This is a genomic window from Sphingopyxis sp. sgz302558 (genome assembly GCF_057220455.1).
In genome coordinates this window covers 1,003,605-1,027,784 of record NZ_JBXPUZ010000001.1, presented here as the reverse complement: position 1 = coordinate 1,027,784, position 24,180 = coordinate 1,003,605, and the positions used below count along the sequence as shown (strand labels likewise).

Genomic DNA, 24,180 nt, shown 5'->3' with positions numbered 1-24,180 from the left:
GCGTCCAGTAAGTGGGGAATCTGACAATGGCGAACCACGCTGGCTCTGCCAAGCTCCGCTTACCATCAACCCTTCATCAATGGTCGCCACCAGCCCTCGTTCGCCAAATACCAGGCGAGCGTTTGCGCAAAGCCTTCGGTGAAGTTGCGTGTGGGCGCATAGCCCAGCTCTTCGCGCGACTTGGTTTCGTCGATGGCGTAGCGGCGGTCATGGCCCTTGCGGTCTTCGACAAAGGTTTTGAGAGATGCCGTGGGCTGGCCTTTAGCAGCAGGCGCGTCGGGATAGCGCTGCGCCAAGTCTGGGTCAGCGGCGAAGGCGGCGTCGACGCCCTTGCAGATCTCTTCAATGACCATAAGGTTGGGCAGCTCTTGCCCGCCGCCGATATTATAGGTCTCACCCGCGCGGCCGCGCGCGATGACGGCTTCGATCCCGCAGCAATGATCCTCGACATGCAACCAATCGCGCACGTTCATGCCGTCGCCGTAAATCGGAAGCGCCTTGCCCGACAGGGCGTTGATCAAAAACAGCGGGATCAGCTTTTCAGGATATTGATAGGGCCCATAATTGTTTGAACAATTGCTGGTCGTGACGTTGAGCCCAAAGGTGTGGTGATAGGCGCGGACCAAATGGTCCGACCCTGCCTTTGAGGCCGAATAGGGGCTGTTGGGGGCGTAAGCGGTGGTTTCGCTGAACGCCGGATCATTGGGGCCCAGCGAGCCATAGACCTCATCGGTCGAAACATGGTGGAAGCGGTGCGACCGCCCCGACCCATCAAGCCACACGCTCCGCGCCGCCTTGAGCAAGCTGTGGGTGCCCACGACATTGGTTTCGATAAAGGCATCTGGGGCGCTAATCGAGCGGTCGACATGGCTTTCGGCAGCGAAGTGGACGAGGGTATCGATGTCGTGTTCGCGCAGTAGCCGCTCAACCAGCGGCGTATCGCAAATGTTGCCAACGACCAGCTCAACCCCTTGTACTTCGGCAATGGTCGACCGGTTGCCCGCGTAAGTGAGCGCATCGAGTATAATCAACCGGTCGCCCGGATGACGTGCCCGCCAATAGTGCATAAAATTGCCGCCGATAAAGCCAGCGCCCCCGGTCACGAGCAAATTAGCCAAGCGTCTGTTCCTCTTTCAGCATGGTGCGGAGATTGACGCGCCAGTGCGGCGGCGCGTCGCCCAATAGCGCGCGCGTCGCACTATCGTCGAGGAGTGAAAAGGCCGGGCGCCGTGCCGGAACGGGATAAGCGCTCGATGGGATTGGGCAGATGGGAATGGCGCGGGTCAGCATTCCCAGCGCTAGGGCCTCTTCCTGGATGGCGACGGCAAAGTCATACCAGCTCGCCACCCCGGCATCGCGGTGGTGGAAAATGCCCGTCGCTCCCTGCCCCGCAAGCGCCCAGATGGCCGCGGCCAGCCCGCTGGCCAGCGTCGGCGCGCCAATCTGGTCGTGCACGACATTCAGCGCATCGCGCTCGCGCATCAGCCGCAGCATGGTACGGACGAAATTGCTGCCGCCCGCCGCATAAACCCAGCTGGTGCGGACGATGAGCGCGCCATCGCCGGCCGCGTCCTCACCTGCCGCTTTGCTAAGGCCATAGGTCGACAGCGGATTGCGCCGCGCGTCGGGGGCATAGGCGCGGCTGGCATTACCATCGAACACAAAGTCGGTGGAGATTTGGACGAGGCGGCCGCCTTGCCTTGCCAGGGCCTCGCGCATCACCATCAGGGCTTCGCCATTTACCCGCATCGCGAGATCAACTTCGGCCTCGGCGCGGTCAACCGCGGTATAGGCGGCGGCGTTGATAAGCAGGTCAGGACGGTGGGCAGTGACCGCCGCAGTGATGGCGGCGGGGTCGCTAAGGTCGCATTCGATTCGGCTCAGCGCGGCTACTTGTGCATCAGCGGGCGCAGCAGTGACCAGAGCCCGGCCCAGCTGTCCCCCTGCCCCGGTGATGACCACCTTCATGCAAAGGCCCCGACTTCGCCCAATCGCACGCCCGCCACATCTTTGGCCGACAGTATCGGCGCGATCCCATCCAGCGGCCAAACAATTCCGACATCGGGATCGTCCCAGGCGAGCGCCTGTTCATACTCGGGCGCATAGCGGCTGGTGCATTTGTAGAGGAAATCGGTGCCGTCCTCGAGCGTTAGAAATCCATGGGCAAAGCCTTCGGGTACCCAGAACATGCGCCTGTTGGCCGCAGAAAGTTCAACCCCGACCCAGTTTCCGAAATGCGGCGAGGTGCGACGCAGATCGACCACGACATCGTACACCGCGCCGCTGACCACGCGCACCAGCTTGCCCTGTGGTTCGGGGTTCTGGAAGTGCAACCCGCGCAGCACCCCGCGCTGCGAGCGGCTGTGGTTATCCTGAACAAAATTGAAGTCGAGTCCCGCCGCACGAAATGTGGCCGCATTCCAGCTTTCCATGAAAAAGCCGCGATCATCGCCAAAGACCTTGGGCTCGATAATCAGTGGCCCGGGAATCGCGCATTCGATGATATTCATGCGCGCTCCAGCAGCCGCATCAGATAATCGCCATAGCCCGATTTGACGAGCGGCGCGGCGATGCGTTCCAATCCGACATCATCAATAAAGCCCTGCCGCCAGGCAATTTCTTCGGGGCAGCAGATTTTCAGACCCTGTCTTTCCTCGGTAATGCGGACATAGGTGCCCGCATCAAGCAGCGAGCCATGGGTTCCGGTATCGAGCCAGGCAAATCCGCGCCCCATCATCTCGACGCCAAGCGCGCCGTCATCGAGATAGAGCCGGTTGAGATCCGTAATTTCGAGCTCTCCGCGCGCTGAGGGCTTGAGGTCGCGGGCTCGCTCCACCACCGTCTCATCATAGAAATAAAGGCCGGTGACCGCATAGTTGGAGCGCGGCACCTTGGGCTTTTCTTCCAGCGTCTCGGCTCGGCCCTGCGCGTCAAAGGATACCACGCCATAGTCGCCCGGGTTGCGCACCTGATAGGCAAAAACCGTGGCGCCGCTTTGGCGCGCATCTGCGCTAATGAGTAGTTCGGGTAAGCCGTGCCCGTAAAAGATGTTATCGCCCAGTATCAGCGCGCTAGGTCCACCGCGTACGAAATCGGCGCCAATGTGAAAGGCTTGTGCCAGACCATCCGGATTGGGCTGTACCGCATAATCGAGATGCATGCCCCAGTCCGCTCCGTCGCCCAGCACCGCTTGGAAGGCCGCCTGATCCTGCGGCGTGGTGATGATCAGCACCTCGCGGATGCCCGCCAACATCAGCGTAGCCAGCGGGTAATAGATCATCGGCTTGTCGTAGACGGGCATTAGCTGTTTCGAAACCCCGCGCGTCAGCGGGTAGAGCCGCGTGCCCGAGCCGCCGGCCAATATGATCCCCTTGCGCATGATTTGCCCCTAACCATCCCCGCCAAAAAGATCGCGGGTGTATACCTTGTCCGCAACATCGGCGATCTCATCCGACATGCGGTTAGCAATGATGACATCGGCCTCGGCCTTGAACGCGGCAAGGTCGCGGATCACGCGCGAACGGAACAATTCTTCGTCCGCTATACCGGGTTCATAGACGATAACTTCGATCCCTTTGGCCTTCACCCGCTTCATAATGCCCAGGATACTGCTGGCGCGGAAATTGTCCGACCCTGCCTTCATGGCCAGCCGGTGGATGCCGACCACGCGCGGATTGCGCTTGACGATTTCAGAGGCGACGAAATCCTTGCGCGTCGTGTTCGATTCCACAATCGCGTGGATCAGATTTTGCGGTACGTCGCGGTAATTCGCCAGCATCTGCTTGGTATCTTTGGGCAAGCAATAGCCGCCATAACCGAAGGACGGATTATTATAGAAATGGCCGATGCGCGGGTCGAGGCACACACCTTCGATAATCGGTTTGGGGTCGATGCCGTGCGTGGCGGCATAGGTGTCTAGTTCATTGAAATAGGCCACCCGCATGGCAAGGAAGGTGTTTGCGAACAGCTTGATCGCCTCCGCCTCGGTATTGCCGGTTAGCAGCACCTGCACCTCTGGCTTCAGCGAACCCGCCACGAGCAACGCCGCGAAGTCCGCAGCGTGGGGGTGGGTGTTGCCGACAACAATGCGCGAGGGATGTAAATTGTCGGCAAGCGCGCGCCCTTCGCGCAAGAATTCGGGCGAGAACACAATATTATTGCTGCCATGTTCGGCGCGCATGCGGTCGGTGAAACCCACCGGTACGGTCGATTTGACCACGATCAGCGCATCGGGAGCCAGCACAAGGGCATCGGCAATCACCGATTCGACGCTACGCGTGTCGAAATAATTGGTGTCGGGATCATAATCGGTCGGCGTCGCCACCAGCACAAATTCGGCCCCAGCATAGGAAGCCGTCTTGTCCGTTGTCGCCGTCAGCATCAGCGGTCGGTTGGCCAGATAATCCTGAACTTCGGCGTCTTCGATCGGTGACTGGCGACTATTCAGCTTGGCGACCTTCGCCGGATCAATGTCCAGCGCCACCACCTGATTGTGCTGCGCCATCAGAACAGCGTTGGAAATGCCGACATATCCGGTGCCAACCACTGTAATGCGGCGGGCTTTGGTCGATGTGGCAAGTGCGGAATCGGTCACGCAGAAACTCGCTGAACAGCACGGGGTCGCCGCCCCCTAGCAATGCATGTCGGCGCGAACAAGGCAGACGCACTCGGTCCCCGCGCCCGCCGCTGGCAATTCTGGGATTAGTTCATCGACCTGCAACCCTTTTGGCGCTAGGCGTCCGGCAATGGGACAAGAAAGCGGCATGCGGGTGCTCGTCACCGGAGGAGCAGGCTACATAGGTAGCCACACCGTGCTCAAATTGCTGGCTGCCGGGCACGACGTTTGCGTATTCGACAATTTCGTCAACAGCTCGCCTATCGCGCTCGATCGTGTTCGCGCGCTATCCAATCGCGATCTGCGCTCAGTCACTGGAGACATCCGCAGCCAGCCTGATCTCGAGCGCGTGTTTGCCGATTTCCGCCCCGACGCGGTCATTCACTTTGCCGGGCTTAAGGCAGTGGGCGAATCGAGCGAAAAGCCGCTGCTCTACTACGACGTCAATGTCGCCGGATCAGCGCGCTTGCTGGAAGCAATGGACCAAGCCGGCTGCCGCCGCATCGTCTTTTCATCGTCCGCGACCGTTTACGGCGAGCCTCAATATCTGCCCTTTGACGAGGCGCATCCAATCGCGCCCACCAACCCCTATGGCCGCACCAAGGCGATGGTCGAGGCGATGATTGCTGACTGGTGTGCTGCAACGCCGGGTACGTCAGCGGTGTTGCTGCGCTATTTCAACCCGGTCGGCGCGAATGATTCAGGGCAGATCGGCGAAGACCCACGCGGCGTGCCCAACAATCTCATGCCCTTTGTGGCGCAGGTCGCTGTTGGGCGTCGGCCCAAACTGGCGATCTATGGCGACGACTATCCGACACGCGATGGCACCGGCGAGCGCGACTATATCCACGTCGAGGATCTGGCTGCGGCGCACCTCGCCGCGCTGGACTTTTCAGCGGCAAACAACGGCTGCGAAGCAATCAATGTCGGCACCGGCGCCGGAACGACCGTGAAGGAATTGGTCGCCGCCTTTGAGCGCGCGAGCGGACGGACGATCCCTGCTGAAATTGTGGCGCGCCGCCCAGGCGATGTCGCCAGCAGCTATGCCGCCACCGACAAGGCAGCCAAGCTGCTGGGATGGACCGCGCGATTGAACATTGACGCCATGTGCGCATCAAGCTGGGCGTGGCAGAGCGCCAATCCGGAGGGATATTGCCAAGTGTCCGGATGATGCAAACACTTGCACAACGCCATAAACAGGAAAATAGGCTCAAATGACGCGTTCATATGTTAGCCCGTAGGGAAATGATCATCGACAAGGTTGCAATATCACATGGCCGACCTATTGACGTCATCCACAGCAGTATCGGACAGCGCGGATTGGCAGATTCGATGTCACCTCCGCTGACTGCGACAGATTATTTTAGAGTTAAACATAATCGATTTGTAATCGGAAGCGCTGGGAAAATAACTGGAGATGCTTCAGGCAAGATCAGCGAGCACTGGCTATAGCGCTGGCATAGCCGTAGAATCCGCATGGGTGCAATTTTTCGTGACGCTGGTTTTTGGTATTGGTCTGCCAACTGTAACAGCTCATTTCCTGACCGAGCATGTCAACATTTTCAATCAGAATGAACAGAATTCGCTCACTGCAGCTGTAGTAGCCCTTGCGTCAGGGACCTATCTCTTGGTGCGCATGGTAAGCTACCCTGGCGTTAATCGGGCGGCAACAATCCTGCCTGTCTTCGCATCAACTTTCGGCTTGACGGTAGCATTCATTCTCTTGATCCGCACTGAATATAGCAACTCAACGTTTATTCTGGCTTTTCTCGGAACGATCGCCATGCAGTTTATGATTGCTTCGCGGTTGGCAGATAGGGACGAGCGTCTGCATTATCTGGTGCCGGGCGGAAGGATCGAACAGTTGATCCCCGCGCTGCGCAACAAGTTTTCGCTGTGGCTAAACCCCAATACCCCGCTGACGCCCAATGCCATAGTCGTGGCCGACTTGCACCATGATCATAGCCTTGAATGGGAAAGGCGCCTCGCCGAAGCTGTGCTGGAGGGGATCCCGGTCTACCATTACAAACAGGTCAAACAGAGCCTCACAGGCCGGGTGGAGATCGACCATCTTTCCGAGAATGATTTTGGTTCACTGCTCCCCAGCTTTTCATACGCCCGCCTAAAGAGGATGATTGATTTAACGGCAGCTTTTTTGCTGTCGCCCCTTTTGGTGCCACTGTTTGTTGTCACGGCCATCGCGGTAAAACTGGACTCTCCAGGGCCGGTGTTCTTCACGCAATGGCGGGTCGGATTTCGCGGACATGCCTTCAAGGTCGTGAAGTTCCGAACGATGGCTCACTGCACCGGCGCTCAAGATTCAGCCTGCCGTGCGGCGTCGATGACTGGGCAGGATGACCCCCGCATCACGCGCGTAGGCCGATTTTTGAGGCGCAGTCGGATAGATGAACTGCCGCAGGTCTATAACATCATCCGCGGCGAAATGAGCTGGATCGGGCCACGCCCTGAAGCGATGCCTTTGTCTGAGTGGTACGCAAAGGAAATCCCTTTTTACGCTTATCGGCACATCGTCCGCCCCGGGATTACCGGATGGGCACAGGTCAATCAGGGCCATGTCACCGATCTCGGCGATATCAACACCAAGCTGCAGTTCGATTTTTTCTACATCCGCAATTTTTCATACTGGATCGACGCAATTGTGGCGTTTCGGACAATTGGGGTCATGATTAGTGGGTTTGGTTCAAAGTAACGCATCGAACAAGCCGTGGTTCGCTAAGCTGCCCTCTCCTGAGCGATAGGGGCGCCATCTGGCCAGCTTAGTCCAAAATGTGCCGCTACGCGGGATGGCAAATTCCGCAGCTCAACACGGCGGCGCGAACTTGAAGCTTTTTCGTCGGTATCGATTAAGTAGCCGATACCGTCATGTTCGCCATTTTTGAGCGCGACAAATGCAACGTGCTGCCTCAGTCCTGGAAAATGTTCATTGCCGATCTGAACGGAAGCCTCATTTCCAATATCATTGGGGTACACGAACATAACGAACAGGTCGCAGCCGCGGTTGTCGACTTCAAACAGCGATATACCATCGGAGCAGCGTGCTGCAGCCAGACGCTTCGCGATTGCTGCGGCATTGGCAACAGAACCGGTCTCCACGACGAAGTCGCGGGACATGCGCGGCGAGACCTTAAAATCTTCGCATCCGATCATCTTCAAAAAAGCAGAGTGGTCCTTGAGTCGCCAATAGTAACATTGGAAAGGATAAGGGTTCTGGTGCAACCCAGTGGCAATAACCAAACGATATTGAGGCAGATTCGACAATATCTGAGCAGCAATCATGTCATACTGACGGTAGACATCAAGCACCGGGTCCGCACCACGGTCGATTAGCCACGATGGATTGCAATGCGGTCCATTATAGACCCCTGCATTGAACATGTAATGATGCTGAATATGGGCGCCAGCATTCAGAAACAGCGACACGAAATCAGGACGTTTTGCCAATGTTTCGTGCAGTGTCACGGCCCATAGCAGCTCTTCGAGTATCATCGGCCTTGACCAGGATTTGCCGGATGCTGCTTGCGCGCCCAGCATGGCTATCCGCAACCAGCTTGATGTTCTGCCATAACGCAATGCCCCACGCGCCAATGCGGTCGCGGACTTGGGCGTTAGCCGTGCAGTGGCGTTTTCATTCACAGCTTGCGAAACGGCGTAAGCTAACGCCTTGATTGTCGCGTTGCCAGTAACAGCCGTGTCCGTCCAAGGGTCGGGCACAAAAAATGCTGCATCCTTCGTTCGGTTGCTTGCGTTCATTGGGCTGGTTGCTGCCACAGTTATCCCGCGTTGTTCCAGCCATTCCCAGATTTGCTCGTAATCATGTTCAATGATGTCGCCCAACCGGAACACGCCATGTTGTGCAAAGGTGAGGCCAGTGTGGGCCGTCACCCACTGAATCCACGGCTCCAGCTCTTCATAGCGCTCTTCGGACGTGGTCTCGTTCAGTCCATGCTTACGGATGAGCGCGTTGAGCGTTGGTAGCTGTCCTTGCCGACCATATTGTTCGACGAAATCGAAATTGATCTCGTTAAGCTCCAGCAAAAAAAATTTTTGGCGGGCAGACATCGGGTAATCCTCGTGCGCAATTGCAGCGGGCTTGCAGCATGGCAATGGCAGGCGAAACATTGCTTGCCAACGGCTTGGATGAGGGTAGTTAGCCCGCTCTAACCATCGCTTCAAGGTAATGAAATCCGCATGCTCAACCATGACGCCCGCGTCACACCCGGTCCTGTCGTGTTCATCACAAGCTACGCTGAATCGCTTCACAACTTCCGTGGAGATCTAATCCGCGAGATACTGGCCCGTGGCCACCCGGTTTGGGCACTCGCGCCTGATTATTCTCCTGCCAGCCGTGCGGCGGTTGAGGCGCTCGGAGCGGTGCCCATCGACATTGGTATGGAGCGAAACGGGGTCAGCATCGTCGCAGATCTGCGGACGATATTTCAGCTGCGGTCGTTGCTCAAAAGCATCAAGCCTTCAATATCATTCAGCTATTTCATGAAGCCAGTGATCTATGGGACGATTGCAGCCTGGCTAGCGCGCGTCCCAATGCGCTTGGCGGTGATTGAAGGTCTAGGTTATGTCTTTACCGAGTCCGCCGAAGAACTCAGCCCTTTTCGAAAGCTGATCAAGGCAATTGTCCTCAGTCTGTACAGCATTGCGTTCCGGCTGAGCCAGCAGGTCGTAGTTATCAACCGAGATGACCGGGAATATCTGTTCCATAACAGCAGTCTCAACCCAAAAAAGACCGAACTTGTCGATGGTTGCGGCGTGAACTTGGAACGCTTCACGCCTAATTCGGAAAATCTTCCCAGGCCGCTGACGTTCATTTGGACCGGGCGGCTGCTCAAAGAAAAGGGACTGTTCGAGCTGGTTGAGGCCGCCCGCATCGTGCAAGCTGAACATCCGGAAATACGCGTGCTCATTCTTGGCGGGGTCGATGCCAACCCGGGGTCGCTCGACGAAGACCAGATGCGACGGTGGGTGGATGAAGGAGTCATCCAATGGCCGGGTAAGGTGGCCAACGTGCGTCCCTATTTGGCCGCTGCAGATGTTTTCATCCTGCCATCCTATCGTGAAGGCATTCCGCGTAGCACGCAGGAAGCGATGGCAATGGGGCTGGCCGTCATCACCACGGATGTGCCGGGGTGCCGCGAGACAGTTGAAGAGGGCCGGAACGGGTTCATGGTGCCAGCCCGTTCAGTTCCGGAACTGGCGCAGGCAATGCTGCGCTATGCGCGCAATCCCGCGCTGGCGCGCAGCCACGGGCAAACCAGCCGCAGTATGGCAGAATCGCGTTTCGACGTACGCGTTATCAATGCGAAGATGCTTGAGTTAATGCGGCTTTAGTGCCGCGTGCCTTGGGCATCAAGCCAAGCTTGAAACATCAAAATGTCCCAGACATGATAGTGCCAGCGCCGCGCGCCTGACCGTGTTTCCTGCCATAGCATCTGTACTGCTTCGACGGCGAAGTAGCCTTCGCGGCGCAGCCTGTCAGCCGAGAGCAGATCGTCTGCCCAATCACGAAGCGGGCCTTTCAGCCAGGACTCTATCGGGACTCCGAAGCCCATCTTCGGCCGTTCAATCAATGCACGCGGAACATGCCGAAACAGCAACTGGCGCAATACCCACTTGGATTGACCGTCCCGCAGTTTGTAGCGCAACGGCAATGCCAAGGCCTGTTCAACGACGCGATGATCGAGCAACGGAACGCGCGACTCTAAGCTGACTGCCATGCTCGCGCGGTCAACCTTGACCAGAATATCGTCGGGCAAATAGGTCAACATATCAAGGAACATCATTTTGTCCCTGACATCACTGAATATGCCGTCCCCGCTCCCGTCGGTCAGCGCGGTCGGCGGTTCGCTACCGCCAAGCACCAATTGTTCCGGCCACTTTGCGTGCGAGACAAATCCACGGTAAAAATCGCTTTCGGACTGGCTGGCCATAAGATCCGCAAACTTATGCGCGCGGTCACCGACTGCCATCGTGCGCAAGCTCGAAGGGCCAAGCCCCGCCACCGCGTCAAATACCGACGGGGGTACTGCCCGAACGAGCGCGCCAAGACCCGAGCGAACGGGGCGCGGAACAGAGCCAAGACGCCGCCATAGCGCCTCTGCCTGCATATAGCGCGTGTACCCGCAAAAAAGTTCATCGCCGCCATCGCCCGACAGGCTGACCGTCACCCCCGACCGCGCGAGCTTGCTGACCAGATAGGTGGGAATCTGAGACGAATCCGCAAAAGGCTCGTCCCAGATTTGCGGCAATTGCGGAATTACGGCCAGCGCGTCAGCAGGTGTAACATAAAGCTCGCTATGGTCGGTTCCGAGATGATCGGCGACACGCTTTGCATGTTCCGCCTCGTTAAATGCGTCTTCGGAAAAGCCGATTGAGTATGTTTTCACCGGCCTTGGCGACTGGCTTTGCATCAACGCAACCACAGCGCTGGAATCGACCCCGCCGGACAGGAAGGCACCAAGCGGAACATCGGCGGCCATGCGGATTTTCACCGCATCCTTCAGTAGCGCTTCGAGTGCGTCGATCGCTTCCGAAGGGGAGCCCGCAAAGGGAGATGCCTGACCCGCACGCGCCTTGGCGGCAATATCCCAATAGACCGTGGGGTTACCGACCGTTTGCCCGCCGTTTTCAATGACCAGATAATGCGCTGGCAGCAGCTTGGCGACGCCATCATAGATGGAATGACTGCCCGGCACATAATTATGCCTGAGAAACAGGGTAAGCGCATCGCGATTGATGCGCCCCTGCCAAGCCGGATGCGCGGTCAGTGCCTTCAGTTCCGACCCAAACACAAAGGCGCCGCCTTGTCGGCCAAAATAGAGCGGCTTTTCCCCCATGCGATCGCGAGCAAGATAAAGTTTGCGGTCAGCTTGATCCCACAGGGCGATCGCGAACATGCCGTTCAACCGCTCCAACGTGGCCACGAAACCCCACTGGCTGAAGGCAGCAAGCAATGTTTCGGTATCGGAATGGCCGCGCCATTCCGACCAGCCGCTGGCCGCAAGCTCTGTACGGAGGTCGAGGTGGTTATAAATTTCGCCGTTATAGCTCAGGACGTATCGCCCGTCGCGACTGACCATTGGCTGCTGCCCCGCGGGCGATAGGTCGATGATGGCAAGGCGGCGGTGGCCAAGGGCGATCCCGGTCTCTGCATCAAGCCAAAATCCATCGCTGTCGGGCCCCCGATGCGCAATGCGATCCGTCATGGCCGTAATGACAGCTTCGGCCTTTGAAAAATTCGTGCCGTCCCAGAAGCCTACAATACCGCACATACAAAATCTCGTTCAAGTTAGGGAGGTGTAGAGCGCCCGATAGGAATCGATGGTCGCTGTCATACTATATTGCTGCTGGATCCGGCTGCGTGCCGCCGCACCCAGCGTCCATCTGGCGGCATCAGGCGATCGAACCATCGCGAGCAATTCATCGGCCAATGCCTGTGTTTCGCCCGGCGGTACAATGCTGCCACATCCATCCAGCAGCAGTCGGCAATCGCCTACATCGGTGGCAACACATGGCAGCCCGCATGCCATCGCCTCGCCCAGCACATTGGGAAAGGCTTCGCTGTCTGACGACAATGCAAAAATGTCAAAGGCCGGCATCACCGCCTCGATATCCTTGCGCTGGCCCAACAGGTGCGCACGGCCCTTTGGCAAGGCAGCGATCAGGGAAGCAAGTTCACGATTCGACGGCAAAATCCCCTCGCCAGCGACCATTAAATGGGCGCGCGGTTCCTGTTCCAGAACAATTCGGACAGCGGACAGGAGGCTGGGAACGTTCTTGATCGGGTGATAACGGCCAACATAGCCGATTACTATGGCGTCGTCGGCGATGGCGAATTGCTGGCGCAGCGCTGCGCGCGCATTGCTATCGGGCCGCCACCGGTTCGTGTCGAAGCCATTGGGAACAACATGGCCGACGCCGACCGGGAACCCGAACAATTCATGCGCAGCGCGGGCGCGATGACTGTTATAAATGATCGCGCGGGGCCTGCCGGGTATCCAGGGCAGCGCGCGAATGACCATTCGGGTACCACGCTTTTCACGATCCAGTTCCGTCAAAGTATGGCGGATGTTCCATGCCAATGCCGGTCGGCGGTGCACCCGCAGCGTGACCGCTGACGCTGCCAGGCTGCCGTGATACATCCAGCCATGAACGATCGAAGGGGAAATTTCGTTCACCAGACGCCGCAGCCGGACATAAGCCGTGCGCAGACCCTGACCAGTGCCGATATTGAGCGCTGTCACGGGGATAGCGGCATCCATCAATTCGGGACCATATCTTCCTAGCCCGGCGAGCGAGACAATGTGGTGGCGGAACTGGCCCGACCGTTCCATCAGGGCCAGATTGGCAAGCGAACGCTCCGCCCCTCCGGTCTCAAGGCCGGTGATGATGTGAAGGATATTCGTCAATGCCGGTTCAAACGCTAGTCAAGTTCATTATTGAATACCACCACTGAGCCAGCGCATAAAGTACAAAAACACTCAATATAAAGTATTTACGAGAGGTGTTGTAATTATAGATCGCCACAATGATAAATGGCATCGACAATGCTATCAAGCGAATTGAGTAAGCAGAGCTGAATACATTAACAAATAGAATAGATAGCATGAATATCGAAAAACAACCTTCCAACGAATTAACCGTGTAGCGAAAATTAATCAGCATGAAGCCCAATAGTGCGACCCAAAATGACAGGTAAAGAAAGGAGCTGGACAAATCTGCATATTCGGCACGCCGATCGCCAACGGCGGACAAGACTGCCTCGCGCAATGGCCCGATCAGGATGCCGACAAATAGGCCAGCACCAACAACAGCCAGCGCCTTGGCAGCTGGCGAAAAACGCGAAAACATTGACTCCGGACTGGAGAGCAGCTGTGCGAGGATATAGCCGGCAATCAAAATGATCGATGCGGTATGAATTGAGCATGCGATAACCAACCCAAGCAAGACCCAAAGATTCACCCGGCGGGCCGTAAGATACAGCAGATTAAGAATAACTAGGGCCAAAGCTGATCGGAGCTGAGAGTAGAGGAGATCCAAAATAATTGGATTGAAGAGCAATATAAATGAAAAATAGCTGCGGGTTCTGGCGACTACTAGCGCCATGCTCACAAGACAAGAAGTTGTTATTATTTGAAAAAACTGCTCATAATCCAGTGGAATGAAATTATTTGATAGACTCCATTGCGACAATTCCCATACATACTCATTCGAAAAGAATGAAACTACGGAATCTAAATATCCATAATTCAACCAATGATTGTTTGTAACAATTTTTTCAATATAGACTTCCCTATCCCAGAAAACATCTCTGAAATAGTCCCAATATATGTCTGGCCACGGAATGAAAGAAACTGCAAAGGCAGTAATTGCAAACAATAAGCAACGAATGAAGTCTGAGTTAAAATATGTTCTTTTTTTTGGGAGGCTGACCGTTTTGTACATTATATTTCAAACTCTAAACAAATGGCCAAGTTGCACTGATTGTTAGTCATGCGAATTCTATTTCTAGTTTCCTCAATGGCGGGCGGGGGTGCCGAGCGGATCGCGTCGCTGCTATGCAACAGGTGGGCGCACGAGGGCCACGATGTTCGCTTGATTCCCACATTTTCACAGCGCGGCACCGTCGCTTATCCGCTGGCCGAGCGGGTTGAATTGCGATTCCTGTCGGACCAAGTCGGCGTCAATGCAAGCAGAATTTCCCGCCTGCGCGGCCTGCGGCAACAGGTTCGCGATTGGGAGCCGGGCGTCATGATATCCTTTCTGCCGCATGTGAACGTGGCGGCAATCGCGGCCGCGAGCGGCACAGCTGTGCCGGTGATCGTGAGTGAACGGATCCACCCACCCCTAATGGCTCTACCGCTTGGTTACCGCATCCAACGGCGCATCGTCTATCCCTTTGCCGATACAATCGTCGCCCAGACCGAAACGACGGCATCGTGGCTGCGGGCGCGATCCGGCGGCGCACCGGTCATCGTAATTCCCAACCCGGTTGATTATCCGCTCGTCGCCGCCGAACCGATTGTCGATCCCGCTCGCTTCGTCGCGCCAGCACAGAAGCTGTTGCTATGGGCTGGCCGGCTCGACCCGCAAAAGCGCCCGGATATCATGATCGACAGCTTTGCCCAGATGGCGTCGGCATTCCCCGACTGGGATCTGGCGATGATTGGCGAAGGCGCTCTGCGCGCTGAACTGGAGTTGCGAATTGCCGCACACGGGCTGTCCAGCCGCATCCATTTGCCCGGCTTTGCAGGCAATTTGGGGGATTGGTATGCCCGCGCCGATATCTATGTGATGACATCGGCCTTTGAAGGTTTTCCCAACACTTTGCTGGAAGCGATGGCGCACGGCGTGGCGTGCGTGGCGTTTGACGTGCCGACCGGGCCGGCGGAACTTGGCCAAAGTGGTGGCCGGCTTTGCCTGTTGCCAGACCACGACCATGTGCCGGTTTTGTCGGCAGAACTTGCAAAGCTAATGCGCAATCCGCGAAGCCGCGAGTTACTTGCGCAGGGCGGCCTGGCCGTGCGCGACGATTATGCACTGCCTGTCATCGCTGCGCGTTGGACTGACGCCATGGAGGAAGCCATTGCACGAAAGCATCAGCGCCGGGGAAAGAAACATTCGTCGTAAAGGATTGCGGCGAGCGCGAGCGGCGCGAACAATAGTTTCAATGTCCACCCGGGCAAGGTCTGTGGGTTGTGACGGACCGCGCGGCCACTACGCCGCAGATGCCAAGCAAAGCGGGTATGGTTCGCAGCAATTTTGGCAACCGCAACTGGCGCGGTGCCCAACCAGCGCCAATCATGATCGAGAAAATCGGCGCAGGCATAGCATTGGCCCTCTGCCACGCCGCGCATCTTCGCCACCGTCTTGCGGCTATGGATGATCGAGTCGGTTTCCACAAAGTAGACGCGCACCACATCATTCACATATCGCGTCCGATACTTCCGGGCGATGCGGTTCCAGATCAGGCCTTCGCCGACCAGTCCGTCGATGAATTCAGGAAAGGGAAAGTCGCGCAGCACGGCCGTGCGCTGGAACCCCCATTTTTCTCCGCCGATCCCGTTGCGCAACGTTGAGCTGAGTGTATCGCTGTCATAGGGGCTGGTCGGGTAGCGATCGCCTACAGTCATCCCCCTTTCGTCCACACACAAGCCGGTCACCCCAACATAAGCGCCGTGCTGCTCTTCGGGAATGGCGAGCCAGTGATCGCGGAAAATCTGCAGGGCGTTCGCCGGTGCGGTATCATCGCTGTCCCAGCATAGAAACAACTCACCTCGCGCCTCGCGCACGCCGCGGTTGAAAGCTGTTTTTTTGTGCCCGTTGGGTTGATAGAAATAGCGAATAGGGAAGTCAGCTTGGGCCATCCACCCCTGCACCAGCGCAGCCGTATTGTCGGTCGAACCGTCATCAACCACCACCCATTCGAAATCGCGAAAAGTTTGCGCCGCAATGCTGGCGTAAACACGCGGTAGAGTATGAGCGCGATTGTAGCTGGGCGTAAAAATGGTGAAGAGGGGGGGCGTCATTGTGACAGAATAAAGGATGGAAGGTCGCCTTCTCGAGCGGCAACGATGTTCTGGACTTTTGAAAACAATCGCGAGCGATCGTCCACACGGCTCCAGCGCTGGCCCGTATCTGAACCATCCTGCGCAAAAATTGCAAATCCATGTGAGGTCAACAGATCATGTACATCCGCATAGCGATAACCGAACTGCTCAAAGTGCACGTCACCAACTTCGATGAACAAGAAACGAGTGCGGTCCATGACAGTTTCCAGACCCTGTAAGACAAACAGCTCAAAGCCCTCCACGTCGACCTTGACCAGGTCGATCTCATTCGGTGGCAACAGCCTGTCCGCGGGAATCGTAGGAACGACGATCTCTCCCATACCAATTTTGTTCATATCGTCGGAACGCTCATCGCTGAATCGAGCCCAACCAAATGTCGCTCCGCAGGCTGCATTGACGGGGTAAATGTTACTCAGTGCATTCAACTGGAGATTCTCTCTCATGAGAGCAAAAATTCGTGGGTGCGCCTCAAAAGCAAAAACTTTGCCGGTCGCCCCAACGGCCACCGCCCCGGCGAGCGCCAAATCGCCGATGTTGGCCCCAATATCCACATAGGTGCCGCCTTCCCGCAGCATCGCACTGATGATTTCCACGTCGTCCGATCGCTCATTTGCATTGAGCCAAAGCGTCATAGACATCGCAGTGTTGAAAAATCGAAGATCATAGCCCCTGCGCCTGATTTTCAGACCAAGGCGCTCCGCTATCCCCGAACGTGCGAGCAGGCGCGACGCGACGAACCGCAGCGGCTTTTCCTCCTCGGCTATTCTAGCAAACATGTGGCCAATCTTCATCACCGATCCGTAACATTATCTATTGAAGCACCTGACGATGCGGGTAACGTTCGCGACCATATTGCGCAGTTCACACCCAACGCTTGTCGAACCGCGCGATAGGCAAGAAATCGATAAATAATGAGCGCCACTGACGCCGCTATGGCCGCGCCAGACGGCCCCAATAATGGCACCAGCGCGAAGCTCAGCACCATTGACACGAGGAGGCCGATCATTGCCAACAATGTAACGCGATTATGGTGGCCGGTCATGTTGAGCAAGAATACAGGATCGCCGAACAAGAAAGTAACGAGATGACCTGCCGCAAGTATCGACAATGCAGCTGAAGCACCAGAAAATTCGTTTCCAAATACAAAAACAATAATAGATTCGGAGAATATAATTAATGGAAATGCCGTTATCGCTCCAGCCAACATTATCATTCGACTGGATTGGCAAACAAGCTCTTGGAGGGCAGCACGGTCGTTTGTCGCATTCAGACGCGCATATTCCGGAGCAAGGACAACTGTCGCGGCGCCATAGGCGAAAGCGACAAGGAGCCCGCCTTCCACAGCGACGCGATAGAGGCCTATCGTCTCGTCACTTGAAAAAGCCCCCAGCACCAACAGATCGACCCGCATAAGTGCCATGTAGACGAAGGCGTTAATCATGAAGGTAAAGCCTTGTCCAATGAGTTGACCCGATCTCACCTCGCTTTTGCCGCCGCCTACGATCATTTCTCTCAACAAGCTCAGTAGATGCAGACAGGCGATTAGGAGGACCAACCCCACTGCTGCCATACGCAGCTGAATGGAGATAACGGCATCAAATCGTTGCATGATGAGCATCCCTGCCAGCCCGATACCAAGCGTGAGCAGCGATAAAAGCAAAGTACCATATAGCTGGAATGTCGACGTTCGGCCGAGGCCTCTTAGCGCGCCAAGGGCTAAATCAAGCAGTGCGACGGGGATAATCAGCCACAACCCTAGCTGCAATGCGGTCGTCAATTTATTCTCTGGAAGCCATTGGAGAATCGCCTGAGCCGCTGCAACGATGGTCAAGGCCGCCGCAAAAATTAGAAACGCACTCTTCCACAGCTGACCACTGAAATCGTTGATAGACCCGTTACTGCGGGATGCAGCAAGATCTCGCGTCACAAGCTCTGGCAAACCCAAACGGGCTGGAAGCATGAGCAAACCGACAAGCGCAATGACATACGAGTAGATACCGAACTCACTGGCCCCGAGCCACCGAGCAAAGACTATGCCGGTTGCCACGGCAACCGCACGATCAACCAGACTGATAGCCCCAACGCTTGCTACTTGTCGGAGGAAGGTCCTTGGCTGCATGAGTTTGATTGGAACGCGCGTCAGCTCGGGTCAGAGCCGCAGGTCGCTGTCGGACTTCGGCAATACGCCCTTAACGTCGACCAATATTGCCCCTTGGCGCCCATAGCTGCGGAGGGCCGCACCCCCGGCCTCAACAAATTCCCGGTGCGATACCGCAAATATGATTGCATCGTAGCTATTCCGTGTGGGACTGACCATGGCAATGTCATATTCGCGCATTGCCTCGGCCGCGTCGACCCATGGGTCATAAACGTCCACCTGTGCTCCATATTCACGCAAGGCCGAGATCACATCTACCACACGCGTGTTGCGCAGGTCGGGACAATTTTCCTTGAACGCCAGGCCCAACATCAAAACCTTGGCCCCCTGAATCGACAAGCCGCGCCGGATCATCAACCGCACGGTCTGACTCGCGATATATTGCCCCATGCCGTCGTTGACCCGCCGTCCAGCCAGTATCACTTCTGGATGATAGCCAACCGCCTGCGCCTTGTGGGTCAGATAGTAGGGATCGACACCAATGCAGTGCCCCCCCACCAGTCCCGGCGTGAACTTCAGGAAATTCCATTTGGTTCCCGCTGCAGCAAGGACACTGTGGGTATCGATGCCCATCCGCCCAAAAATTATGCACAATTCGTTCATGAGAGCGATGTTGAGATCGCGCTGCGTATTCTCGATAACCTTTGCCGCTTCGGCAACCTTGATGCTGTCCGCCTTGAACGTCCCGGCCGTAATAATCTGGCCATAAAATGCATCGACCCAGTTGGCTACGTCCGGCGTAGAGCCGCTTGTAACTTTCAGGATCATTGGCAGGCGGTGATCCTTATCGCCAGGATTGATCCGCTCCGGACTGTATCCACAGAAGAAATCATGGTTGAAGCGAAGGCCACTGGCCCGCTCGAGCACGGGCACACAATCCTCCTCGGTACACCCGGGATAGACAGTGCTTTCATAAATCACGATGTCGCCGCGCTTCAAGACACATCCGACTGTTTGCGACGCCATGAGCAGCGGCCTGAGGTCTGGACGTTTATACTGGTCAATGGGAGTCGGTACGGTGACAATGAAAACCCGGGCGTGCGCAAGGTCGGCGGCATCGTGGGTGAAATGCAATTGCGAAGCCGCGGCAAGTTCCTCTGCTGACGTTTCGAGCGTCTCATCAAGGCCACTGCGCAGCGCTTCAATTCGCGCAGTGCTTATATCAAAGCCTGTTACTTGCCTGCGCCTTCCAAATTCAACGGCCAAAGGAAGGCCAACATAGCCCAAGCCAATGACCGCGACCGGCGCGACGTCGAGGTCGGGCAACTGAGCAAGGCCGACCGCCGTCATTTCTGGTAATACTCTCTATACCAAGCCACAAATTGTCCAACGCCGACTCTGAAATCGGTAATGGGTTTGTATCCCGTCAGGCGTTCAAGCAAATCGGCGTTGGCCCAGGTAGCGGGCACGTCGCCCATTTGCATTGGCAACAAATTGCGTCTGGCTTGTTTGCCAAGCACCTCTTCAATAGCTGAAACGAAATCCAGCAGACTGACTTTGTTGTTGTTGCCGATGTTGACCACGCGAAACGGAGCGACAGGTGACAAGCTGTCTCCCTGTGCGATGGCCGACGCATTTTCAGGTCGCTGTGGCACTGCATCGATCAACAGTCGGACCGCCCTGACCAGATCGTCGACATAAGTGAAATCGCGATACATATCTCCGCTATTGTAGAGATCGATAGGCCGGTCAGACAGGATTGCATCAACGAACTTATAAAGGGCCATGTCCGGGCGCCCCCACGGGCCATAAACAGTAAAGAAGCGAAACATTGTGGTCGGCAAATTCCACAAATGAGCGTGGGCATGCGCCATCGACTCGGTGGCCTTTTTGGTCGCTGCGTAAATCGTCAGCTGCGTGTCTGCCTTTTCAGTTTCCAAAAATGGCATTTCGTCGTTGGCGCCATAAACCGATGACGTTGATGCCATGAGCAGGTGGCTCACCCCGTTGCGGCGAGCAGCTTCCATAACATTGAAGGTGCCAACGACATTGGAGGAGATATAGGCGTGCGGATTCTCTAGCGAATAGCGTACCCCGGCCTGAGCAGCGAGATGGACGATGACATCGGGCTGAAACGCATTGATAGCATCATCAATTGTCTCCCGAGCCTCAAGCATTGCCTCAATGGCACGAAAATATTGGTTTTGCAGCAGAATTTGATGGCGCTGTCGCTTAAGATTGACGTCGTAATAGTCTGTCATCCCGTCGAGACCGACGACTTCAAAGCCCTCCGCCAAAAGCAGCCGCGCCAGATGAAATCCGATGAACCCTGCAGTCCCGGTAACGAATACCCTGCGGCGATTACTCATCTTTCGATAACCGCATTGCTAGGAGACGGATTGGCTCCTTCAGTCCGCCTCCCAATCGAAGCAAGACTCAGTTTCCTGACAACCAAATCAATGCCACTGCTGCGCTGCTGCGTGTCCACTTCCAGTGAAGCCCAATACCAGCGGCAGGGTGACCTCGATACTGCCAACTCGGCAGTGGTCGTACCGGCGCCAAGTCCAACAGGAGCAGGCGATGCGCCCCCCATCCCAGACTGGGCGCAGCGCAGCCGAAACCGCAAAGGCGACGCTTCGCCTGAAAATTCGCCGTCCAGCGTAGAGACCAAACGATACCGGCCCGCAGGCAGCGAGATTAACTGCTGCGCCACGGTGCCGCTCGCATTCGGGAGGGAAGAGATCAGCAACCTACGACCTTTAGGCTCGATAAATGCGCCGAATTCGCCCGTCGAGATCAACTGCCAGTCAAAGGGAGCAAAGCGTGGATTGCGTGAAAAAGCCCCGTTTGTCAGCAAATCACTGCTGCTGCTTTCTCTACCCAATAGAAAAGCAAGATCATTGGCAAGATCAAATTCTCGGATTTCCGCGAGCTTCAAAATGAGCGAAAAGTCCGTCTCTGTTGGCAAGCGCTGGTTCCATGGCGGCCCAGCAAGAGCCGCACGGAGGCGCGCGCCTTCTACATGCGCCGAGCTTGCCTGCAAGACCTCCGACCAATAGCTTGGTGCCCATTCTGGGTTGCGGCCCAGCAAAGGGGCCAGTGCCCGACCTGCTTCTGGGCGAGCTGTCGCAACAGCAAGCTGTCGCATGTAAATAGACCGCGTATCGTTGCTGATGGAAACTGCCCGTCCGAGCGCGACAATGGCGGCATCTTCGTCGCCCTGACGCAGGTGCTGCTCGATCAACATTGAGTTCATCATGACATTGCGGCGGCTTAATTCTGCCGCTGTCAGCTGAAGCGCCTGAGCTTTTTTGTTCAGCTGGTCGCCAGACAGGCTACGGGCGATCACTGGCAATGCCGCTATAGCGAGCGGCTCAACCGCAACCGCTTCGCGTGCGAGCCTAACCATCTTTGCTGTCGGCTTTGCGTTTGGGGCACGCGCCAATTGAGCAGCAAATTGATTTTGAGCAAATGCTGCTTTTGCCCAGCCCTGGGGATATAGACCCAAGGCAAGCGAACGTGAGGGCGCCCGAGTCTGGTTGACGATCCCAAACGATGCCAATGCCACAAGAATTGCGAGCGCGATACTGGCAACCGCGATAATCCATGTGCGGATGGTGAGTTTAAACATGGGTGTTTACCAACCGCCAAGCTTAGGCTTGGTCGGCTCCTTCCCGACCATAGCCATATCCATAGCCATAGCCATAGCCATAGCCATAGCCATATATCTCATTTCTTCGGCCGACCTTGGTCACGATGGCTCCAAACAGATGCGAATCGGATTGGCGAAGGCGTGCAATTGCATTGGTGATTGCTCGGGCGCTGTTGCTCGACGCATCAATGGCAAAAATAACTCCTTCCACCTTGCGGGCAAGGAGGGGGGAATCTGCCAGCCCCAAGACAGGCGGTGCGTCAATGACCACATGGTCATAATCGCGCAGCAGCCGCTCTATCAATCGCGACATTCGGTCGGATCCGAATAGCTCCGCAGCATTTGGCGGGGTCGGCCCGGCCAATACATAGGAAAAGCCAAATTCGCTCGAGAGATTAACCAACTGCTCCAGATCATCGGCGCCGGCGAGGAAGTTGCTTAGTCCCGGTGCGTTAGGGATCCCGAGCATCACGTTGAGCGACGGGCTGCGAATGTCTGCATCGACAAGCACAGTTCGCTTGCCCATCGCCGCAAATACCGTGGCCAGACTGAGAGCTGAGCTGCTCTTGCCTTCTGCTGGCCGTGTCGAAGTCAGAAGCATGCTGCGAGGCGCCCCATGCTCTGTGAGGAAGGTCAGATTTGACTGGGTTGCCAGGTAGGCCTCATAAACTTGAGATTTTTTGTCGAGCAAAAGGTCGAAGAACTCCTCAGGTTCGACCTCGGGTATCGAACCAAGCAACGGCAAGCCAAAACGTGTGGATACTTCGTTTGGATCACGGATCGAATGGTCAAGCTGTTCTAGCGTGAAGACGATCGCTGCCGACGCAATCGAGCCGGCAATCAACGCCAAAAGCAGATTGAGCACGACGCGCGGGCTTGATGGAGCTTCGGCAGGGATCGCTGCGTCAACGATCGAAATATTGTTCGTGCCTACCCCTGCAACCCCAATCTCTTTATAGCGCTGAAGCAACCCGTCATAGAGTTGACGATTTGTATCAACCTCGCGCTGCAATATTGCATATTCAATCGAGCGTCTTTGCTGGTCGTTGTATTCGGCTGTCTTACGGCTGAGCTCCGCCCTCAGCACACGCTCACGGTTGGCGGCACTCTCAACCGCCTCGCGGTTGACGCTCGAGGCAAAGCGCGTTTCGCTCGAAATGTCCCGATCGAGCGACGCAAGCTGCTCGCGCTTGGCGATCAGCGCAGGGTAATCCTCACCAAAATTCGCTCGCAACTGAGCAATTTCGGCCGCAAGTTCGGCACGACGTTGCCTCATGCTGGCGCGCGCCGAGGTTCCAACAAGATCCAGCTGCGAAGTGCTGTTACGAAGCTGGCTTTCGGCAATTATGCGGGCTTCCCGGGCTTTGGCAACGCCCAGCACCAATTCCTCGATATCAGCAGAGACCAACGTCCTCTCGGCCCGGGTTCGGCCATCAGCGTCCACCTGCTTTGACAGAGTAATGATATCGTTCGCGGTGCCGTAAGTGATCAGGGCACGCTCAGAGTCTTCCAGGTTAGTGCGCAAGGTTTCGATACGCTTTTCTAGGAACTGCCTGGCATCGGTTGTTGCAGCAAAACGGCGATCCAAGCTCGCAGCAACAAACTGTCGTACCCACAAATTGGTCAATCGCGCAGAAAGATTGGCAGATGGAGTAGATAACCTTACGTCAATGAGGCTGGACGTTCGAACCGGTGCGATTTCCACGGCATCGAGAAGAATCTTCACGGCCTGATCATTTGCTCGCTGTTTGGCATTGCTGCTCAGCGCCGGACCCTCACTGGATTCATCTAAACCATAAACTTCAACAAACTCTCGATCATTTAGCAGATTTCCAGCGCGAACCACGCGTTCGGCCAATGACCGCGATGCCAAAAGGCTATACTGTGTGTTGAAAAAGGCGACCTCGTTGGTCACCAATTTCTCTCGAGCTCCTTCCACCGTTGTTTCTACCGGCGACTCTGGCAGCACTTCTATTCTTGCCGAGCTGGTAAAGTGCGGGGTCATAAGAAAATTGACCATTACACCGAGAATAAGTGAAACAAGTAATGTGCCTATTACCCAATTGCGGTGATTAAGCAGGGCATAAAATGCTTTCTCTAGCAGATGCATGTCGAACAAACCGCGATCGGTATGATGTTCAGACGCATGATCGCCCAAAGGCTGGAGCGATGTATCGCGATCGGCACGCGCAGAAAACGGCAGATTCATAAA

20 protein-coding genes are annotated in these 24,180 nt (G+C 56.3%); 4 read left to right on the top strand and 16 right to left on the bottom strand.

What is annotated here, in order from left to right; genetic code table 11:
- Positions 1-65 precede the first annotated feature (65 nt).
- The 5 genes from rfbB to AC2TC0_RS05090 are packed head-to-tail and all read right to left on the bottom strand — an operon-like array spanning position 66 to position 4,594.
- Entirely contained in the window at positions 66-1,118 is a 1,053-nt protein-coding gene (rfbB, locus tag AC2TC0_RS05110; RefSeq protein WP_484716401.1) for a dTDP-glucose 4,6-dehydratase, read from the bottom strand.
- Positions 1,111-1,968: a dTDP-4-dehydrorhamnose reductase gene (gene rfbD, locus AC2TC0_RS05105; RefSeq protein WP_484716400.1), complete on the bottom strand. Its 858-nt coding sequence runs from the start codon at positions 1,966-1,968 to the stop codon at positions 1,111-1,113. The genes rfbB and rfbD overlap by 8 nt, the downstream gene beginning before the upstream one ends.
- Positions 1,965-2,510, bottom strand: a complete 546-nt coding sequence (gene rfbC, locus AC2TC0_RS05100) for a dTDP-4-dehydrorhamnose 3,5-epimerase (RefSeq protein ID WP_484716399.1) — start codon at positions 2,508-2,510, stop codon at positions 1,965-1,967. Before rfbC ends, rfbD begins: the two co-directional genes overlap by 4 nt.
- Positions 2,507-3,379: a glucose-1-phosphate thymidylyltransferase RfbA gene (gene rfbA, locus AC2TC0_RS05095; RefSeq protein ID WP_484716398.1), complete on the bottom strand. Its 873-nt coding sequence runs from the start codon at positions 3,377-3,379 to the stop codon at positions 2,507-2,509. Before rfbA ends, rfbC begins: the two co-directional genes overlap by 4 nt.
- 9 nt (positions 3,380-3,388) lie before the next feature.
- Positions 3,389-4,594, bottom strand: a complete 1,206-nt coding sequence (locus AC2TC0_RS05090) for a nucleotide sugar dehydrogenase (RefSeq protein ID WP_484716397.1) — start codon at positions 4,592-4,594, stop codon at positions 3,389-3,391.
- A 151-nt stretch (positions 4,595-4,745) separates the two neighbouring features.
- On the opposite strand from AC2TC0_RS05090, the gene galE reads away from it, so the two are divergent.
- Together galE and AC2TC0_RS05080 are read left to right on the top strand one after the other, a co-directional pair.
- Entirely contained in the window at positions 4,746-5,786 is a 1,041-nt protein-coding gene (gene galE, locus AC2TC0_RS05085; protein ID WP_484716396.1) for a UDP-glucose 4-epimerase GalE, read from the top strand.
- A 321-nt stretch (positions 5,787-6,107) separates the two neighbouring features.
- Positions 6,108-7,325 (top strand): sugar transferase, encoded by a 1,218-nt coding sequence (locus AC2TC0_RS05080; protein WP_484716395.1) that lies wholly within the window; start codon positions 6,108-6,110, stop codon positions 7,323-7,325.
- Positions 7,326-7,348: 23 nt separating this feature from the next.
- Here the strand turns inward: AC2TC0_RS05080 and AC2TC0_RS05075 are convergent, their stop codons facing one another.
- Positions 7,349-8,836: a hypothetical protein gene (locus tag AC2TC0_RS05075; protein WP_484716394.1), complete on the bottom strand. Its 1,488-nt coding sequence runs from the start codon at positions 8,834-8,836 to the stop codon at positions 7,349-7,351.
- Here AC2TC0_RS05075 and AC2TC0_RS05070 point away from each other — a divergent pair.
- Positions 8,825-9,979: a glycosyltransferase family 4 protein gene (locus tag AC2TC0_RS05070; protein WP_484716393.1), complete on the top strand. Its 1,155-nt coding sequence runs from the start codon at positions 8,825-8,827 to the stop codon at positions 9,977-9,979. The two genes, AC2TC0_RS05075 and AC2TC0_RS05070, sit on opposite strands and share 12 nt — an antisense overlap.
- Here the strand turns inward: AC2TC0_RS05070 and asnB are convergent.
- Genes asnB through AC2TC0_RS05055 form a run of 3 tightly spaced genes read right to left on the bottom strand, consistent with a single transcriptional unit; the run spans position 9,976 to position 14,092 of the window.
- Positions 9,976-11,919: an asparagine synthase (glutamine-hydrolyzing) gene (asnB, locus tag AC2TC0_RS05065; protein ID WP_484716392.1), complete on the bottom strand. Its 1,944-nt coding sequence runs from the start codon at positions 11,917-11,919 to the stop codon at positions 9,976-9,978. The genes AC2TC0_RS05070 and asnB overlap by 4 nt on opposite strands.
- A 12-nt stretch (positions 11,920-11,931) precedes the next feature.
- Positions 11,932-13,056, bottom strand: a complete 1,125-nt coding sequence (locus tag AC2TC0_RS05060; protein ID WP_484716391.1) for a glycosyltransferase — start codon at positions 13,054-13,056, stop codon at positions 11,932-11,934.
- A 7-nt stretch (positions 13,057-13,063) separates the two neighbouring features.
- Positions 13,064-14,092 (bottom strand): hypothetical protein, encoded by a 1,029-nt coding sequence (locus AC2TC0_RS05055; RefSeq protein WP_484716390.1) that lies wholly within the window; start codon positions 14,090-14,092, stop codon positions 13,064-13,066.
- Positions 14,093-14,140: 48 nt separating this feature from the next.
- Between AC2TC0_RS05055 and AC2TC0_RS05050 the strand changes: the two genes are divergently transcribed.
- A complete protein-coding gene (locus tag AC2TC0_RS05050) occupies positions 14,141-15,277 on the top strand; it encodes a glycosyltransferase family 4 protein (protein WP_484716389.1) in 1,137 nt (378 codons plus the stop codon).
- On the opposite strand, the gene AC2TC0_RS05045 is transcribed toward AC2TC0_RS05050, so the two are convergent.
- Genes AC2TC0_RS05045 through AC2TC0_RS05015 form a run of 7 tightly spaced genes read right to left on the bottom strand, consistent with a single transcriptional unit; the run spans position 15,247 to position 24,177 of the window.
- Positions 15,247-16,176 (bottom strand): glycosyltransferase family 2 protein, encoded by a 930-nt coding sequence (locus AC2TC0_RS05045; RefSeq protein WP_484716388.1) that lies wholly within the window; start codon positions 16,174-16,176, stop codon positions 15,247-15,249. The two genes, AC2TC0_RS05050 and AC2TC0_RS05045, sit on opposite strands and share 31 nt — an antisense overlap.
- Entirely contained in the window at positions 16,173-17,009 is an 837-nt protein-coding gene (locus AC2TC0_RS05040; protein ID WP_484716387.1) for an FkbM family methyltransferase, read from the bottom strand. Before AC2TC0_RS05040 ends, AC2TC0_RS05045 begins: the two co-directional genes overlap by 4 nt.
- Complete coding sequence (locus AC2TC0_RS05035) at positions 17,009-18,337, bottom strand: lipopolysaccharide biosynthesis protein (protein WP_484716386.1); 1,329 nt, start codon at positions 18,335-18,337, stop codon at positions 17,009-17,011. Before AC2TC0_RS05035 ends, AC2TC0_RS05040 begins: the two co-directional genes overlap by 1 nt.
- 30 nt (positions 18,338-18,367) lie before the next feature.
- The gene (gene tviB, locus AC2TC0_RS05030; protein ID WP_484716385.1) at positions 18,368-19,666 is read right to left on the bottom strand and encodes a Vi polysaccharide biosynthesis UDP-N-acetylglucosamine C-6 dehydrogenase TviB; all 1,299 of its coding nucleotides are present in this window, start codon (positions 19,664-19,666) and stop codon (positions 18,368-18,370) included.
- A complete protein-coding gene (locus tag AC2TC0_RS05025) occupies positions 19,663-20,685 on the bottom strand; it encodes an NAD-dependent epimerase/dehydratase family protein (RefSeq protein ID WP_484716384.1) in 1,023 nt (340 codons plus the stop codon). The genes tviB and AC2TC0_RS05025 overlap by 4 nt, the downstream gene beginning before the upstream one ends.
- The gene (locus tag AC2TC0_RS05020; protein ID WP_484716383.1) at positions 20,682-21,947 is read right to left on the bottom strand and encodes a tetratricopeptide repeat protein; all 1,266 of its coding nucleotides are present in this window, start codon (positions 21,945-21,947) and stop codon (positions 20,682-20,684) included. Before AC2TC0_RS05020 ends, AC2TC0_RS05025 begins: the two co-directional genes overlap by 4 nt.
- 22 nt (positions 21,948-21,969) lie before the next feature.
- Complete coding sequence (locus tag AC2TC0_RS05015; RefSeq protein WP_484716382.1) at positions 21,970-24,177, bottom strand: GumC family protein; 2,208 nt, start codon at positions 24,175-24,177, stop codon at positions 21,970-21,972.
- Positions 24,178-24,180 lie beyond the last annotated feature (3 nt).